Genomic DNA, 15,550 nt, shown 5'->3' on the forward strand with positions numbered 1-15,550 from the left:
GGACAGGTGGCGCCCGCCTCGTCGCGCGGGTCAGTCGCGCAGCGCCTCGATCACGCTGGTGAGGTGGGCGCGGACGGCTTCCTCGGCCGCCTGCGGGTCCCTGGCCCCGATCGCCTCGATCATGGCCAGGTGCTCGTTCAGGGACTGCTGCGGACGCCCCGGGCGCAGGGCCAGCTGGAAGCGGTGGCGCACCAGTTGGGCGTTGAGCCGCTCCAGCAGTTCCACGGCCGTGCGCTGGCCGGAGAACTCCCGGATCCTGGTGTGCAGTTCGTGGTTGAGGTCCGAGTAGGTCAGCGGCTCCCCGGCAGCCACCGCCTTGCGCATCGCCGTGCCGAGGTCCTGCAGCCGGGCGACCTGCCCGTCGTCGACCGCCGCGGCGGCCTTGGCCGCGCAGAGCCCTTCGAGGACCAGCCGGCACTCGGTGATGGCGACCGCTTCCTCCACGGTCACCACCCGCACCCGTGAGCCGCGGTTGCGGATGCGCTCGACGAGCCCCTGGGCCTCCAGGTCGATCAGCGCGGCCCGGATGCTGGCCCGGGTCACGCCGAACTGCTCGGCGAGTTCGTTCTCCACCAGCCGCTGCGCGGGGGCCATGTCGCCGCGCAGGATCGCCTGCCGCAGCTGCCCGAGCGCAAGCTGTTTCGCCTGCTCCCCGGTGCCCGGACGGGCCTGGTTCGGCATGGTCGCCCTCCCTGGGTGAGTGCCTGTCGAACGTAAATCTAGCCGGACGAAATTGTCAACAATTTTGTTGGCGACGGCCCTCCGATGAATGGTCCGGGTGAATGGTCCGGGCGGCAAACTTTGTCCTGTCAAAAGGTTGACATGATGCCGTGGCCCGAACAGGGTGGGCTGGACAGATCACGGACCGGTCCGAAGAGGGGCTCTCATGGTCGATGCGCTCGGTGTCGCCGTTGTCGGATTCGGCTGGATGGGCCGGGTGCACACGCAGGCGTACGCCCGCGTCCGGCACCATTACCCGCACCTCGCCCTCCGTCCGGAGCTGGTGACGGTCGCGGAGGAGGTGCCGGGACGGGCCGAGGAGGCCGCCGCGCAGTTCGGTTTCGCCTCGACGACGCGCGACTGGCGCGAGGTGGCCGCCGATCCCCGGGTGGGCGCGGTCAGCATCACCGCGCCCAACTTCCTGCACCGTGAGATCGCCGTGGCGATGGCCGAGGCCGGCAAGCACATCTGGATCGAGAAGCCCGTCGGCCTGAGCGCGGGCGACGCCCGCGCGGTCGCGGACGCGGTGGCCAAGGCCGGCGTCCAGGGCGCGGTCGGCTTCAACTACCGCAACGCGCCCGCCGTCGAGGCGGCCCGCGATCTGATCGCCACCGGTGAGATCGGCACCGTCACGCATGTCCGCATCCGCCTCTTCAGCGACTACGCCGCCCACCCCGAATCCGCTCTGACCTGGCGGTACGAACGTGAACGCGGCGGCAGCGGCGTCCTGGGCGACCTGGCCTCGCACGGCGCCGACCTGGCCCGCTTCCTGCTCGGGGACATCGCCTCGCTCACCGCGGACACGGCGGTCTTCCTGCCCCGGCGGGCCCGCCCCACCACCGCCACGGCAGGCCATTCCCGCGCCACGGGCGGCGAGTTGGGCCCGGTCGAGAACGAGGACTACGTCAACTGCCTCCTGCGCTTCGCCTCCGGCGCCCGCGGTGTCCTGGAGGCCTGCCGGGTCTCGGTCGGCGAGCAGAACAACTACGGTTTCGAGGTGCACGGCACCCGGGGCGCGGTCTCCTGGGACTTCCGCCGGATGAACGAGCTGGGCGTCAGCCGCGGCACGTCGTACCAGGACCAGCCGGTCAGCACGGTGTACGTCGGCCCGGGGCACGGCGAGTTCGCCGCCTTCCAGCCGGGCGCCGCCAACGCCATGGGCTACGACGACCTCAAGGTGGTCGAGGCGCACCGCTTCCTGCGCTCGGTCGCCGAGGGCACCCCGTACGGCGCCACCCTGCCGGACGCCGTGCACAGCGCGGCCGCACTGGACGCGATGGCACGCTCGGCGGAGCGGGGCACCTGGGCCGAGGTCCGGCCGGAGGGGTGAGGGCGCAGCACCCGGCGCAGCACCCGATGCAGCCCCCGGAGGAACGCTCGGAGGAGCACTCCGTGGAGCACCCGGAGGAGCACCGCCCCCCATCCCGGCGCCGTCCGGCGCGACACGTCCCGGGCGCTCGTCGAGCGGCCCCACTCACCAAGGAGCAGAGCACGTATGCGTATCGGAATCCTCGGCCTCGGCCGCATCGGCGCCTTCCACGCCGAGACCCTCTCCGGCGTGGACGCCGTCGGCTCGCTGGTCGTCTCCGACCCGTTCGCGGACGCCGCGCGGGCCGCCGCCGAGCAGTTCGGCGCCGAGATCGCGGACTCCCCGGAGGGGATGCTGGCCGCAGGGGTGGACGGCGTGGTGGTCGCCGCCGCCACCGACGCCCACCCGGACCTGATCGTGGCCGCCGTCGAGGCCGGAGTGCCGGTCTTCTGCGAGAAGCCGGTCGCCCGCACCATGGCCGAGGGCGTGGACGTGCTCAAGGCGGTCGCGGGCCGTGACGTGCCGGTCCAGATCGGCTTCAACCGCCGCTTCGACGCCGGGTTCACCGCCGCGCGGGCGGCGGTGCGGAGCGGCGAGCTGGGCACGCTGCACACCGTACGGGCGACGACGCTGGACCCGGCGCCGCCGCCCGCCGCGTACATCGCCGCCTCCGGGGGCATCTTCCGGGACTGCTCCGTGCACGACTTCGACGTCATCCGCTGGGTGACCGGCCGCGAGGTGCGCGAGGTGTACGCCGTCGGCGGCAACCGGGGCGCCGACTTCATCCGCGAGGCGGGTGACGCGGACACCGCCGGCGCGGTCCTCACCCTGGACGACGGCACGATCGCGGTGGTCTCCAACAGCCGCCACAACGCCCGCGGTTACGACGTCCGCATGGAGATCCACGGCTTCGACGACTCCATCGCCGTCGGACTGGAGGACAAACTGCCGCTGCGCTCCGTCGAGCCCGGCACGGCCTTCCCCGCGGGCACCCCGCACGACTTCTTCATGGACCGCTTCGCGGCCGCCTACCGCGCCGAGCTCACCGCGTTCACCGAGGTCGTGGCGGGCGCCCGGCCCTCGCCCTGCACCATCGAGGACGCGCTGGAGGCGGGCTGGATCGCGGAGGCGTGCACGCTGTCGCTGCACGAGCACCGGCCCGTGACGATCGCGGAGGTACGACGCGGCTGAGCGGGGCGCACCGAGGGGCGGCGGGCTGTGCGGTCAGCCCGCCGGCTCGCTGATGTTCACCATCCAGGGGACGCCGAACCGGTCCCTGCACATGCCGAACACGTCGCCCCACATCTGCTTCTCCAGCGGTACGTCGACCGTGCCGCCGGCGGACAGCTTCTCCCAGTAGCCGCGCAGCTCGGAGGCGTCGTCGCCGCTGAGGCTCACCGAGAAGTTGCTGCCGGTGCTGCGCTCCATGCCGGGCGGGGTGTCGGACGCCATCAGGGTGAAGCCGCCGGAGGTCTCCAGGAGACCGTGCATGATCTTGTCTGTGTACGCGCCGTCGGGCATGCCGGCCGCGCCGAAGGTGTTCAGCGTCAGGGTGCCGCCGAACACCTCCTCGTAGAACTCCATCGCCTGACGGGCGTCGCCGTCGAAGCTGAGGTACGGGTTGAGACGTGAGGTCATGACTGCCTCCCGGAACGGAACGAAGTGCCATTACCGGGAACGCTAGCGCGCGGTACTGACAACGGCCCGCCGAGCGGCGCGCCGGCGGGCCCCGCCCCCGCCGGCGCCGTGGCTCAGGCTCCGCAGGAACGCAGGAACTTCCGGGTGCGCACCGCGATGGGCAGCGGCGTGTCCGGCTCGCAGGGGTACATGTCCTGCTCGACGATGGCGAACAGGTCGACGCCCAGGTCCTGGGCCGCCGTGAGCACCGGGCCCAGCTCCGGCACACCGCCCGGCGGTTCGCACATCACGCCGCGCTGCACGGCCGGGCCGAACGGCACCCCGCCCTCCCGGACCCCGGCGAGGATCTCCGGGTCGACCTGCTTGAGGTGCAGGTAGCCGATGCGCTCGCCGTAGGTCTCGATCAGCTTGACGCTGTCGCCGCCGCAGTAGGCGTAGTGACCGGTGTCCAGGCAGAGGTTCACAAGGTCGGAGTCGGTGGCGTCGAGGAAGCGTTCGACGTGTTCCTCGTTGTCGATGTGGGTGTCGGCGTGCGGGTGTACGACGATGTCCAGGCCGTAGGTGTCCCGCACCTCGCGGCCCAGGCGCTCCATGCCCTCGGTCAGGTGGGTCCACTGCTCGCCGGTCAGCTCCGGCGGCTCCAGGATCTCGGCGGTCTTGTCGTCGCGCCAGAAGGACGGGATGACGACGAGGTGCTTCGCGTCCATGGCCCGGGTGAGGGCGGCGACGCGGCTGACCTGCTCCCAGGTGGCGTCCCACTCGGAGGGACCGCGGTGGAGCCCGCAGAAGATGGTGCCCGCGGAGACCTTGAGACCGCGCCGGGTAACCTCGTCGGTGAGCCGGGCCGGGTCGGTGGGGAGGTAGCCGTAGGGGCCCAGCTCGATCCAGTCGTACCCGGCCTCGGTGACCTCGTCCAGGAACCGTTCCCACGGCACCTGCTGGGGGTCGTCGGGGAACCAGACGCCCCAGGAGTCGGGGGCCGAGCCGACGCGGATGCGATCGAGGGCAGAGGGCATGTCAGGCCTTCCCTTCGGCGGTACCGGATGGTGTGCTGTCGGACTTCTCGGCGCCGGGGGGCTTCCCGGTACCGGCGGGCTTCTCGGGGTCGGTGGTCGTCTCGGGGCCCGTGGACGTCTCCGAATCGGTGATCGTCTCGGGGCCGGTGGCCGTCTCGGGGCCGGCAGTCTCTCCCGCCCCGGCGGCCTCGGCTGCGCCCTCGCTCCTGTCCACGGCGGCGGGCTCGTCCGCGTCGGTCGGCTCCTGCGCGTCGGTCGGCTCCTCCGCGGAGGCGGCCGACGCCGGGCGGGCGGGCGCGTTGACCTCGGGCGTGACCGGCGCGTCGTCCGGGAGCGCGGCCGTGTCGACCCCGCCGACCTGCGCCAGCTCGTGCTTGAGCGCGGCGAGTTCGGCGCCACCCGCCATGTGGTTGGTGAGTTCCTCCAGCGTGATGTCGGCGCGCGGCGCGCTCAGTTCGAGGGTGCCCAGGCGCAGCACACTGAAGTGGTCGCCGACCATGTAGGCGTGGTGCGGGTTGTGGGTGATGAAGACGACGCCGAGTCCGCGTTCGCGGGCCGCGGCGATGTACTTCAGGACCACGCCGGACTGCTTGACGCCGAGCGCGGCGGTGGGCTCGTCCAGGATGAGGACGCGGGCGCCGAAGTAGACGGCGCGGGCGATGGCGACGGACTGGCGCTGGCCGCCGGAGAGGGTGCCGATGGGCTGTTCGAGGTCGTCCAGGACGATGCCCATGTTGCGCAGTTCCTCGTCGGCGGTGCGCTTCATGCGGGCGATGTCGAGGCGGCGGACGGGCCAGGGGCCCTTGGTCATCTCGGAGCCCAGGAAGAAATTCCGCCACACCGGCATCAGCGGGATGGTGGCGAGGTCCTGGTAGACCGTGGCGATGCCGCGGTCCAGGGCGTCGCGCGGGGTGGCGAAGCGCACGGCCTCGCCGTCGACGAGGAACTCTCCCTCGGTGTGCTGGTGCAGCCCCGAAATGATCTTGATGAGGGTGGACTTGCCGGCACCGTTGTCGCCGAGCACGCAGGTCACCCGGCCGGGGCGGACCGCGAGGTCGACACCGTGCAGGGCGCGGATGTTGCCGTAGGCCTTGCCGGCGCCGCGCAGTTCGACGAACGGCCGGTCGTGCTGCTCGGGCGCGGGGTCGGCGAGGACGGCGCCGTGGGTGCCGGTGGTCTTGCTGGTCACTGCGATCACCTCCGGGTCGCGGCGCGGCGGACGTACAGGTTGATGAGGACGGCGCCGAGGAGCATCACACCGAGGAAGGCCTTGAACCAGTCGGGGTTCCAGCCCGCGAAGACGATGCCCTGGTTCACCATGCCGAACATGAAGGCGCCGAACACCGGGCCGACGGCGGAGCCGTAGCCGCCGGTGAGCAGGCAGCCGCCGATCACCGCGGCCGCGATGTAGATGAGCTCCTGGCCCACGCCCTGGCCCGACTGCACGGTGTTGAAGGAGAACAGCTGGTGCATGCCCACGAACCAGGCGCCGAAGCCGACCAGCATGAAGAGCGTGATCTTGGTGAAGGTGACGGGCACGCCGACCGCGCGGGCGGACTCCTTGCTGCCGCCGACGGCGAAGATCCAGTTGCCGTACTTGGTGCGCAGCAGCACCCAGGTGGCGAGGGCGGCGAAGACCAGCCACCACACGACCGTGATCTTCACCTCGACGCCGCCGACGTCGAAGGAGGAGGCGAAGAGGGCCTTGGCCTGGTCGAAGCCGTCCATGTCACTGATGTCGTCGGTGGCGACGTTGCCCGTGACGAGCTTGGTGACGGCGAGGTTGACGCCCTGGAGGATCAGGAAGGTGGCGAGCGTGACCAGGAAGCTCGGCAGGCCGGTCTTCACCAGCACCCAGCCGTTGAAGGCGCCCACGGCGAGGGATACCACGAGGGCGACGATCACGCCCATCCAGGCGTTCAGCGTGAGTTGGTAGCTGAGCATGCCCGCGGTGAGGGCCGAGGTGACCACGGCGACACCCGCCGACAGGTCGAACTCGCCGCCGATCATCAGCAGGGCGACGGGGAGCGCCATGATGCCGATGGTGGACGACTGGTACAGCACCGTCGCCATGGAGCTGCCGTCGCGGACCGTGGGGGCGGCGATCAGGAAGAAGACGAACACCGCGACGGCGCCGAGGAAGACCCCGACCTCGGGCCGGGCGAGCAGCCTGAGCGCCACGGAGCGCTCGCGGGTCCGCCCGTCGGTCTGCCGGGGTCCGGGAGCCGGCGGTGTGGTCACCGCCGGCTCAGCCTGTTGGGTCATGCTCATCACCGGGTGCCCTTCGAGGCGAACTCGGCGACGGCCTTCACGTTGGACTTGTCGACGAAGGCCGGTCCGGTCAGCACCGGCTGCTCACCGCCGCCGCTGTAGTTGCCGTTGTTCTTGTAGAGCCACAGGCCGTCGATCGCGAGGTAGCCCTGGAGGTAGGGCTGCTGGTCGACGGCGAAGGCGATGTCGCCCTTGTCGATGGCGCCGGTCAGCTCCTTGTTGAGGTCGAAGGTGGCGACCTTCGCGTCACTGCCGGACTCGTCCACCGACTGCACGGCCGTCATGGCGAACGGCGCGCCCAGCGTGACGAGGTGGTCGATGTCGGCGTCCTGCTTGAGCTTGGCGGTGATGGTGGACTTCACCGAGGGCATGTCGGTGCCGTCGACGTACAGGTTCTCGATCGAGCCCTCGAAGGTCTTCTTCACGCCGTCGCAGCGCTGGGTGAGGCCGACGTTGCCCTGTTCGTGGAGCACGCAGACCGCGTTCTTCGCGCCGTCCTCGTTGAGCCGCTTGCCGAGCGCCTCGCCGGCCACGGTCTCGTCCTGGCCGAAGAACTCCATCAGGCCGAGCTTCTTCCAGTCCGCCAGACCGGAGTTGAGCCCGACCACGGGTATGCCGGCCTTCTGGGCCTTGCCGAGGACGCTGCGCAGGGCGTCCGGCTTGGCGAGGGTGACGGCGATGCCGTCCACCTTCTGGTCGATCGCGTTCTGCACCAGGTTGGCCTGGTTGCCGGCGCTCGGGTCGGAGGAGTAGACGAGCTTGATGTTGTCCTTGTCGGCGGCGGCCTGGGCGCCCTTGCGGACGATGTCCCAGAAGGTGTCGCCGGCCGCCTGATGGGTGACCAGGGCGACGGTCATGCGCGGGGTGTTCGCCTTGCCCGCGGAGGCACCCGAGTCCCCCTCCTCGTCGGCCTTCTTGCCGCCCGAGCTGCTGGAGCAGCCGGCGAGGGTCAGGGCCGCGGCGGCGGCGAGGGCCACGGCAGGGGCGAATCTGCGGGGGCGGGCGTGCGAAGAGCGGTCCATCTTTTCCTGCACCTCACTGTGCGACTGTGCGACGGGGAAGGCCGTGTGCCAGACCGGAAGAACGGCTGTTGCTGCGCTGGGACCGGATACAAGTCCTTGAGACGCCTGCTGTCAATGCTTTGTCAAGACATCATTTCACTCACAGGTCCGAATGTAAGTACAAAGTATTGACAGCGTCGTCCAGGAGTCATACACCTGGGAGGCGGCAGGCCCCCGCCCAGCCCGAGGAGCGTCGCACATGGCCGAGTCAGTCCAGCATTTCGATCTGATCACGATGGGTCGCATCGGTGTTGATCTCTATCCCTTGCAGACCGGCGTGCCCCTGGGGGAGGTCGAGACCTTCGGCAAGTTCCTCGGTGGTTCGGCCAGCAACGTGGCGGTCGCGGCGGCCCGGCTCGGCCGCGCCTCGGCCGTCGTCACCCGCACGGGCGACGATCCCTTCGCAGCCTATCTGCACACGGCGCTCAAGGAGTTCGGGGTGGACGACCGATGGGTCACCCCGGTCGCCGCGTACCCGACACCCGTGACGTTCTGCGAGATCTTCCCGCCGGACGACTTCCCGCTGTACTTCTACCGCCGCCCCAAGGCACCGGACCTGGAGATCCACCCCGAGGAACTGGACCTCGACGCGATCCGGGCGGCCTCGATCTTCTGGATGACCGGCACCGGGCTCAGCGAGGAGCCGAGCCGCACGGCGACGCTGGCCGCCCTCGCCCACCGCGCGAAGTCCGGCACGACGGTCTTCGACCTCGACTGGCGCCCCATGTTCTGGACCGACCCGGACCAGGCACGCCCGCACTACGCCGAGGCGCTGCGGCACGCGACCGTGGCGGTCGGCAACGTGGCGGAGTGCGAGGTGGCGACGGGCGAGCGCGAACCCCGGGCGTGCGCCGAGGCGTTGCTCGCCGCGGGCGTGGAGCTGGCCGTCGTCAAGCAGGGTCCGAAGGGCGTGCTCGCCGTGCACCGCGACGGCCGGTCGGCCGAGGTGCCGCCGGTCCCGGTCGACGTGGTAAACGGCCTCGGCGCGGGCGACGCGTTCGGCGGCGCCCTGTGTCACGGTCTGCTGTCCGGCTGGGACCTGGAGCGGACCATGCGGTACGCCAACGCGGCCGGCGCCCTCGTCGCCTCCCGTCTCGCCTGTTCCTCCGCGATGCCCACCGGGGCCGAGGTCGACGACCTCCTCGCGCGCACGACTGCCTGAACGGAGCTTTCGTCTTGTCCCCCAGCATCCCCAGCATCGCCGACCTCACCACGGTCAGAGCCCGGCACCCGGAGGCGATCGCCGAGGCCGCCGCCCGACGGGTGCGCCGGCCCCTGATCGGCGACTCCGGCCGCCTGATGATCGTGGCCGCCGACCACCCGGCGCGCGGCTCGCTCGGTGTCGGCGACCGCCGGCTCGCCATGGCCAACCGGGCCGACCTGCTGGAACGCCTGTGCACCGCACTGTCCCGGCCCGGCGTCGACGGAGTGCTCGCCACCGCGGACGTGCTCGAGGACCTGCTGCTGCTCGGGGTGCTGGAGAACAAGGTGGTCATGGGCTCGATGAACCGCGGCGGCCTCGCCGGCGCCGCCTTCGAGATGGACGACCGCTTCACCGGCCACCGCGCCGAGGACATCGAGCGCCTGCGCTTCGACGCGGGCAAACTGCTGCTGCGCATCGACTACGCCGACACGGGCTCGCTGACCACGCTGGAGGCGAGCGCCCGTGCGGTCGACGCGATGGCCGCGCGCGAACTCCCGGTCTTCGTCGAGCCGTTCATCTCCCACCGGGTAGACGGCCGGGTCCGCAACGACCTCTCCGCCGAGGCCGTCACCCGCTCCGTCGCGGTCGCGTCGGGCCTCGGCGGCACGTCCGCCTACACCTGGCTGAAACTGCCCGTCACCCACGACCCGGACGACATGGCCGAGGTCCTGGAGACCTCCACGCTCCCCGCGGTCCTGCTCGGCGGGGACATAGGGGGCTCCCCCGCGGACCAGAACGCCGCCTACGAACGCTGGCGCAAGGCACTGCGGCTGCCCACCGTGCAGGGCATGGTCGTCGGCCGCTCGCTGCTCTACCCGGCCGGGGGCAGCGTGGAGGAGGCCGTGGACACGGCCGTCGGACTGCTGTGACCGGGAAGGGACACGAGCCGTGACCGGTAGACGGACACGGGCTGCGGCCGGGGAACAGACAAGGGCTGCGGCCGGGAACGGACACGACAAGAGGCGCGCAAGGACGCGGAGGAGCAGACGATGACGTACCACCTTCCCGCGGGCGGGGCCGCGGCGGACGGACCGTACGCCGTGGACGTGACGCCCGAGGGCGCCGGCTGGGGCTACAGCAGCCTGCGCGTGGTGAACCTGCCGCCCGGCGGCAGCCACAGTTTCGACAGCGGCGAGAGCGAGTGGATCGTCCTGCCGCTGAGCGGCGGCTGCACGGTCACGGCCGCCGACGACTTCGGCAAGGACACCTTCGAACTCGCCGGACGCGACAGCGTGTTCGCCGGGGTCACCGACTTCGCGTACGTGCCGCGCGAGTCCCGTACGACGGTGACGTCCACCGGCGGCGGCCGGTTCGCCCTGTCCGGGGCCCGCTGCACCCGACGGCTGCCCGCACGGTACGGGCCGGCGTCCTCGGTCCCGGTGGAGCTGCGCGGCACCGGATCCTGCTCGCGGCAGGTCAACAACTTCGGCGCGGCGGGCGTGTTCGAGTGCGACAAGCTCATCGCCGTCGAGGTGCTCACGCCCGGCGGCAACTGGTCCTCCTTCCCACCCCACAAGCACGACGAGCACCGGGCGGGCGAGGAGTCGGTGCTCGAGGAGATCTACTACTTCGAGTTCGCGGACCACGACGGCACCCCCGGCCTGGGCTACCAGCGGGTCTCCCCGTCCGGTCGGGGCCACGGCACCGACGTGCTGGCCGAGGTGCGCGACGGGGACGTCGTGCTGATCCCCGACGGCTGGCACGGCCCGTCGATGGCGGTCCCCGGCCACCACATGTACTACCTCAACGTCATGGCCGGTCCGGAGGCCGAGCGCGCCTGGCTGATCTGCGACCACCCCGACCACGCGTGGATCCGGGACACCTGGTCCGACAGCCCGGTCGACCCCCGACTCCCCCTCTACACCGCACCGGAGAGGTCCGCATGAGCACCGCCGCCACCCGCCGACTGACCACCGCCCAGGCCCTGGTGCGCTTCCTGGCCGCGCAGTACACCGAGCGCGACGGCGTACGACGCCGCCTGATCACCGGCACCTGGGGCATCTTCGGCCACGGCAACGTGGCCGGACTCGGCCAGGCGCTCGTCGAGTACGGCGACGTGATGCCGTTCCACCAGGGCCGCAACGAGCAGGCCATGGTGCACGCGGCCGTCGGCCACGCCCGCCAGCTGGACCGGCTCTCGGCGCAGGCGGTGACGACGTCCATCGGCCCCGGCGCCACCAACCTGGTCACCGGCGCCGCGCTCGCCACCATCAACCGCCTGCCGGTCCTGCTGCTGCCCGGCGACTACTTCGCCTCGCACGCCGCCGACCCGCTGCTCCAGCAACTGGAACACCCGGTCGAGGCCGACGTGTCGGTGAACGACGCCCTGCGGCCCGTCTCCCGCTACTTCGACCGCGTCACCCGCCCCGAGGCCCTCGTCGCCTCCGCGCTGAGGGCCGTACGGGTCCTCACCGACCCGGCGGAGACCGGCGCGGTCACCCTGGCGCTCCCGCAGGACGTGCAGACGGAGGCCCACGACTGGCCCGAGGAGTTCTTCGCCGACCGCGTCTGGCGGGTCCGCCGCCCCGCGCCCGACCCCGACGAACTCACCGAAGCGGTGCGGGCGGTCCGCGCCGCCGAACGCCCGCTGATCGTCGCGGGCGGCGGAGTCCACCACAGCGGGGCCGAGCAGGCCCTGAAGGCACTCGTGGACGCCACCGGCATCCCGGTCGCCTCCACCCAGGCGGGCAAGGGCGCCCTGCGCCACGACCACCCGGCCGACCTCGGCGGGATCGGCCACACCGGCACCGCGGTCAGCGACGACCTCGCCCGCACCGCCGACCTGGTGATCGGCGTCGGCACCCGCTACTCGGACTTCACCACGGCCTCCGGCACCCTCTTCCAGCACCCGGACGTCCGCTTCCTGAACCTCAACATCACCGCCTTCGACGCCCACAAGCTCGCCGCCCGCACCCTGGTCTGCGACGCGCGGGCGGGGCTGGCGGCGCTGACGGAGGCGCTGTCCGGCCACCGCGTGGACGCGGCGTACGAGACGGAGTACCGCGCGGGGAAGGTCCGCCTGGACGAGACGGTCCGGGCGGCCTTCCGGGCCGACGACGACGGCGCGGTGCCGACCCAGACGCAGGTCCTCGGCGCCCTGGACGCGGTGGTCGGCGACGAGGACGTGGTGATCAACGCGGCGGGCTCGCTCCCCGGCGACCTGCACAAGCTGTGGCGGGCCCGGTCCCCGCGCCAGTACCACCTGGAGTACGGCTACTCCTGCATGGGCTACGAGATCCCGGCCGCCCTCGGCGTCCAGCAGGCCGCGCCGGACGCACCGGTGTGGGCCCTGGTCGGCGACGGCACGTATCTGATGAACCCGACGGAGATCGTCACGGCCGTCCAGGAGAAGCTGCCGGTGAAGCTGGTCCTGGTCCAGAACCACGGCTACGCCTCGATCGGCGGCCTGTCCGAGTCGGTGGGCGCCGAACGCTTCGGCACCGACTACCGCCACCGCGCCGCCGACGGCTCCTTCACGGGCGCCCCGCTCCCCGTCGACCTGGCCGCCAACGCGGCCAGCCTCGGCATGGACGTACTGCGCGCCAAGACGGTGCGGGAGCTGCGCGAGGCCCTGGTGACGGCCCGCGCGGCGACCCGCCCGACGTGCGTGTACGTGGAGACGGCACCCGCGTCGGCGGATCTCCCGGCCGAGGCCTGGTGGGACGTGCCGGTGGCCGAGGTGTCGGCCCGCGACGCCGCGACGAACGCCCGGACGGCCTACGAGCGCTCCGTCGCCGACCGCCGCCACCACCTCTGACGTCTCGCGCCCGCCCCACTGCCCGTCGCCTACGCAAGGGAGGTCCGTCCATGGCGAAGACCGGCGGCCCCGCACGTGCCGTGAGCGCCGCCGCGCTCAGCACCCTGGACTTCGCCCTGGACCGGAGCAGTCCGGTGCCGCTCTACTACCAGCTCGCCCAGCAGCTGGAGGCGGCGATCGAGCACGGCGTCCTCGCGCCGGGGAACCTGCTGGGCAACGAGGTGGACCTCTCCGTGCGCCTCGGGCTGTCCCGGCCGACCGTCCGCCAGGCCATCCAGTCGCTCGTCGACAAGGGGCTGCTGGTCCGGCGGCGGGGGGTGGGCACCCAGGTGGTGCACAGCCAGGTCAAGCGCCCGCTGGAGCTGAGCAGCCTCTACGACGACCTGGAGGCGGCCGGGCAGGGCCCCGGCACGCGGGTGATGCGCCACGCGTGCGTCCCGGCACCCGCCGACGCGGCGGCGGCGCTGGGCGTCGCGGAGGACGCCGAGGTCGTCGTCCTGGAACGGGTGCGGCTCACCCACGGCCAGCCGGTGGCGCTGCTGTGCAACTACCTTCCGGCGGGCCTGCTGGAGCTCGACGACGCCCGGCTGGAGTCGACCGGCCTGTACCGGTTGCTGCGCACGTCGGGCATCGTTCTGCACAGCGCCCGCCAGACCGTCGGGGCCCGCACGGCCGGCCGCGAGGAGGCCGCGCGCCTCGACGAACCGGAGGGCGCCGCACTGCTCACCATGCAGCGCACGGCCTACGACGACACGGGCCGGCCGGTCGAGTACGGCACCCACATCTACCGCGCGTCCCGGTACGCGTTCGACTTCCAGCTACTGGTCAGGTCCTGACCACAACCGGTCACTCCCGTCACCCCAGCCACTCGATCGGGTGATTTCACGAGACCCCTCGCAACCGCACAACATCTCCACAAGTCGTACCTGCGAGCGCGCCGGGCGCTCCGTCCGACGCAGGGCTCGGACGGCCGTCGACGGGAAAACGACTCTGTGGCAATCACCACCGGCACCACCGGCACGAAGCGGCGCAACGCCGTGCTGGGCCTGTACGACAGCCCGCTGCACAGGGACTGGGCGTTCTGGATGACGTCCGGCTGGGGTGTCCTCACCGGCCTGGCCATCGGCACGAGCGACGAGCCGAGGACGATGCCCGCGTGGCTCGACACATCACTCGCCGCCCTGACGTTCGCCGGCCTCTTCGGGGTGCTTCCGAGCTGGATCCGGCTGCTGTTCCGACGATGGCGGGCGCGCAGACGCCGCCGCGCACGGCAGGCCTCGGTCGGGACTCACGCCGGTGCGGCCTCCAGCGCCCCCAGGCCGCCCGAGCAGCCCTTCCTGCCGCCGCCCCGGTCCCCGGGCCCGGGTCAGGCACCGCCGGCGGACGGCTCGGGCGGAACCCGGGCGAGGGGCGCGACTGCGGGCGGCGCCGAGGACACGACGCTCTCCGTCTCCACGGTCCTGGCCCGCGCCCGGAGCACCATGCCTCACCCCGTGGCCCGCGCCGTCCGCACGCTGCAGCAGGCGCATTCCAGCAAGGGGCAGTACGAGGCGGTCCTCGACGCGGCCGAAACCCTGGCGATCTGCGTCAGTGTCACATCGGCCGCACTGCTGCGGAAGTACGGTGAGAGCTCAGCGCCGGGGGCCGGGGCGGCCCTGCACCATGTGTCGCTGCTCCGCGGTGCCCTGCTCGGCAGGGACGCCACCTTCGGCACCTGGACCAACTGGCTGCAGGAGGTCAGCCACCTTGCGAACAGCCACCCCACGACGCTGCCGACCGAGCTGGGGCCGCTGAGCGGCGACTCGCACGGTCCTCTTCTGGTCGAACACCTCAACGCCCTGCGCGCGGAGCGGAATCGGGCGGCGCACGGGGACAGACCTCAGAGCACGGGCGAGTCCGCGCTGCGGGTCCGCGAGATGAGGCCTCACCTCGAGCAGGCGCTGGTGAAGGCGGGATTCCTCACCCGGACACCCTGGCTGCTCACCGTCACGTCCTCGTACCGGCCGGCGACACGCACCTTCGACGTGGAAGCACGTGACGCGACGGGCGACCACCCCGACTTCGAACGCCGGAAGTTCAACTGGGCCGAACCCGTGGCCACCAACGTGTTCCACGTGCTGGACGCGGGCGTCCCGGTCATGCTGACGCCCTTCGTGGCCAGCCGGTTCTGTCCGCAGTGCGGGCAGGACGAGGTCTGTTACGCCGTGTGGGCCGACAAGGCCGACGGGCCGGCGAAACTCAAGAGCTTCGCACGGGGCCACACCCTCCACGCAGCCGACCTCGGCGACGAGATCCGCTCGCTTCCCGCCTCCGGACGGGGAACCGGGTGAAACACCGGCAGCCGGAACTGGAGGTTCCGGCGCCCCCGGGGTGCGGACCCCGGCGGTGCGGGACGTGGCGCCCGGTGTGACGGCGGACGGGCCGGTACCGGAACTCGCCGGGGAGGTCCACGCGTTGCGCCGCGGGCCGGGGCCCGGGAAGGGCACCGTCCCGTCCACCACCATGCGGCGACCCGGTGAGCCGTCGGTCGCCCGTCGGCGCTGCCTCCGCACCCGCGCCCCTCGGGCCGCGACA

13 protein-coding genes and 1 pseudogene are annotated in these 15,550 nt (G+C 72.0%); 8 read left to right on the forward strand and 6 right to left on the reverse strand.

The annotated features are described in order from the left end of the window. Window positions 1-30 precede the first annotated feature (30 nt). Window positions 31-681: a GntR family transcriptional regulator gene (locus HZS56_RS11230; RefSeq protein ID WP_216720599.1), complete on the reverse strand. Its 651-nt coding sequence runs from the start codon at window positions 679-681 to the stop codon at window positions 31-33. A 205-nt stretch (window positions 682-886) separates the two neighbouring features. On the opposite strand from HZS56_RS11230, the gene HZS56_RS11235 reads away from it, so the two are divergent. After that, complete coding sequence (locus HZS56_RS11235; protein ID WP_216720600.1) at window positions 887-2,050, forward strand: Gfo/Idh/MocA family protein; 1,164 nt, start codon at window positions 887-889, stop codon at window positions 2,048-2,050. 165 nt (window positions 2,051-2,215) lie between these two features. Continuing rightward, window positions 2,216-3,220: a Gfo/Idh/MocA family protein gene (locus HZS56_RS11240; RefSeq protein WP_216720601.1), complete on the forward strand. Its 1,005-nt coding sequence runs from the start codon at window positions 2,216-2,218 to the stop codon at window positions 3,218-3,220. A 33-nt stretch (window positions 3,221-3,253) separates the two neighbouring features. On the opposite strand, the gene HZS56_RS11245 is transcribed toward HZS56_RS11240, so the two are convergent. The 5 genes and pseudogenes from HZS56_RS11245 to HZS56_RS11265 all read right to left on the reverse strand — a co-directional run bounded on the left by HZS56_RS11245 (window position 3,254) and on the right by HZS56_RS11265 (window position 7,976). Next, window positions 3,254-3,667, reverse strand: a complete 414-nt coding sequence (locus tag HZS56_RS11245; protein WP_216720602.1) for a VOC family protein — start codon at window positions 3,665-3,667, stop codon at window positions 3,254-3,256. A 113-nt stretch (window positions 3,668-3,780) separates the two neighbouring features. Then, on the reverse strand, window positions 3,781-4,683 hold the full coding sequence (locus HZS56_RS11250; RefSeq protein ID WP_216720603.1) for a sugar phosphate isomerase/epimerase family protein: 903 nt from the start codon (window positions 4,681-4,683) through the stop codon (window positions 3,781-3,783). A 277-nt stretch (window positions 4,684-4,960) separates the two neighbouring features. Further along, window positions 4,961-5,872 (reverse strand): annotated as a pseudogene (locus HZS56_RS11255) (ATP-binding cassette domain-containing protein); the annotation flags it as partial. Window positions 5,873-5,877: 5 nt separating this feature from the next. Further along, a complete protein-coding gene (locus tag HZS56_RS11260; RefSeq protein ID WP_216720604.1) occupies window positions 5,878-6,954 on the reverse strand; it encodes an ABC transporter permease in 1,077 nt (358 codons plus the stop codon). Further along, window positions 6,954-7,976 (reverse strand): sugar ABC transporter substrate-binding protein, encoded by a 1,023-nt coding sequence (locus tag HZS56_RS11265; protein WP_216720605.1) that lies wholly within the window; start codon window positions 7,974-7,976, stop codon window positions 6,954-6,956. The genes HZS56_RS11260 and HZS56_RS11265 overlap by 1 nt, the downstream gene beginning before the upstream one ends. A gap of 238 nt (window positions 7,977-8,214) precedes the next feature. On the opposite strand from HZS56_RS11265, the gene iolC reads away from it, so the two are divergent. The 6 genes from iolC to HZS56_RS11295 all read left to right on the forward strand — a co-directional run bounded on the left by iolC (window position 8,215) and on the right by HZS56_RS11295 (window position 15,306). Beyond that, a complete protein-coding gene (gene iolC / locus HZS56_RS11270; protein ID WP_216720606.1) occupies window positions 8,215-9,177 on the forward strand; it encodes a 5-dehydro-2-deoxygluconokinase in 963 nt (320 codons plus the stop codon). A 14-nt stretch (window positions 9,178-9,191) separates the two neighbouring features. Next, window positions 9,192-10,088, forward strand: a complete 897-nt coding sequence (locus HZS56_RS11275) for a Cgl0159 family (beta/alpha)8-fold protein (RefSeq protein WP_216720607.1) — start codon at window positions 9,192-9,194, stop codon at window positions 10,086-10,088. Window positions 10,089-10,208: 120 nt separating this feature from the next. Then, entirely contained in the window at window positions 10,209-11,105 is an 897-nt protein-coding gene (gene iolB, locus HZS56_RS11280; protein ID WP_216720608.1) for a 5-deoxy-glucuronate isomerase, read from the forward strand. Beyond that, window positions 11,102-12,976 (forward strand): 3D-(3,5/4)-trihydroxycyclohexane-1,2-dione acylhydrolase (decyclizing), encoded by a 1,875-nt coding sequence (iolD, locus tag HZS56_RS11285; protein ID WP_216720609.1) that lies wholly within the window; start codon window positions 11,102-11,104, stop codon window positions 12,974-12,976. The genes iolB and iolD overlap by 4 nt, the downstream gene beginning before the upstream one ends. A 50-nt stretch (window positions 12,977-13,026) precedes the next feature. Beyond that, window positions 13,027-13,812, forward strand: a complete 786-nt coding sequence (locus HZS56_RS11290) for a GntR family transcriptional regulator (RefSeq protein WP_216720610.1) — start codon at window positions 13,027-13,029, stop codon at window positions 13,810-13,812. 156 nt (window positions 13,813-13,968) lie between these two features. Continuing rightward, entirely contained in the window at window positions 13,969-15,306 is a 1,338-nt protein-coding gene (locus HZS56_RS11295) for a hypothetical protein (RefSeq protein ID WP_216720611.1), read from the forward strand. Window positions 15,307-15,550: the final 244 nt, after the last annotated feature.

Source organism: Streptomyces mayonensis, from assembly GCF_018982965.1.
Classification (GTDB): domain Bacteria; phylum Actinomycetota; class Actinomycetes; order Streptomycetales; family Streptomycetaceae; genus Streptomyces; species Streptomyces mayonensis.

Coding starts and splice junctions, on each gene's coding strand:
- HZS56_RS11230 (WP_216720599.1), bottom strand. CDS start 681: ATGCCGAACCAGGCCCGTCCGGGCACCGGGGAGCAGGCGAAACAGCTT.
- HZS56_RS11235 (WP_216720600.1), top strand. CDS start 887: ATGGTCGATGCGCTCGGTGTCGCCGTTGTCGGATTCGGCTGGATGGGC.
- HZS56_RS11240 (WP_216720601.1), top strand. CDS start 2,216: ATGCGTATCGGAATCCTCGGCCTCGGCCGCATCGGCGCCTTCCACGCC.
- HZS56_RS11245 (WP_216720602.1), bottom strand. CDS start 3,667: ATGACCTCACGTCTCAACCCGTACCTCAGCTTCGACGGCGACGCCCGT.
- HZS56_RS11250 (WP_216720603.1), bottom strand. CDS start 4,683: ATGCCCTCTGCCCTCGATCGCATCCGCGTCGGCTCGGCCCCCGACTCC.
- HZS56_RS11260 (WP_216720604.1), bottom strand. CDS start 6,954: ATGAGCATGACCCAACAGGCTGAGCCGGCGGTGACCACACCGCCGGCT.
- HZS56_RS11265 (WP_216720605.1), bottom strand. CDS start 7,976: ATGGACCGCTCTTCGCACGCCCGCCCCCGCAGATTCGCCCCTGCCGTG.
- iolC (WP_216720606.1), top strand. CDS start 8,215: ATGGCCGAGTCAGTCCAGCATTTCGATCTGATCACGATGGGTCGCATC.
- iolB (WP_216720608.1), top strand. CDS start 10,209: ATGACGTACCACCTTCCCGCGGGCGGGGCCGCGGCGGACGGACCGTAC.
- iolD (WP_216720609.1), top strand. CDS start 11,102: ATGAGCACCGCCGCCACCCGCCGACTGACCACCGCCCAGGCCCTGGTG.
- HZS56_RS11290 (WP_216720610.1), top strand. CDS start 13,027: ATGGCGAAGACCGGCGGCCCCGCACGTGCCGTGAGCGCCGCCGCGCTC.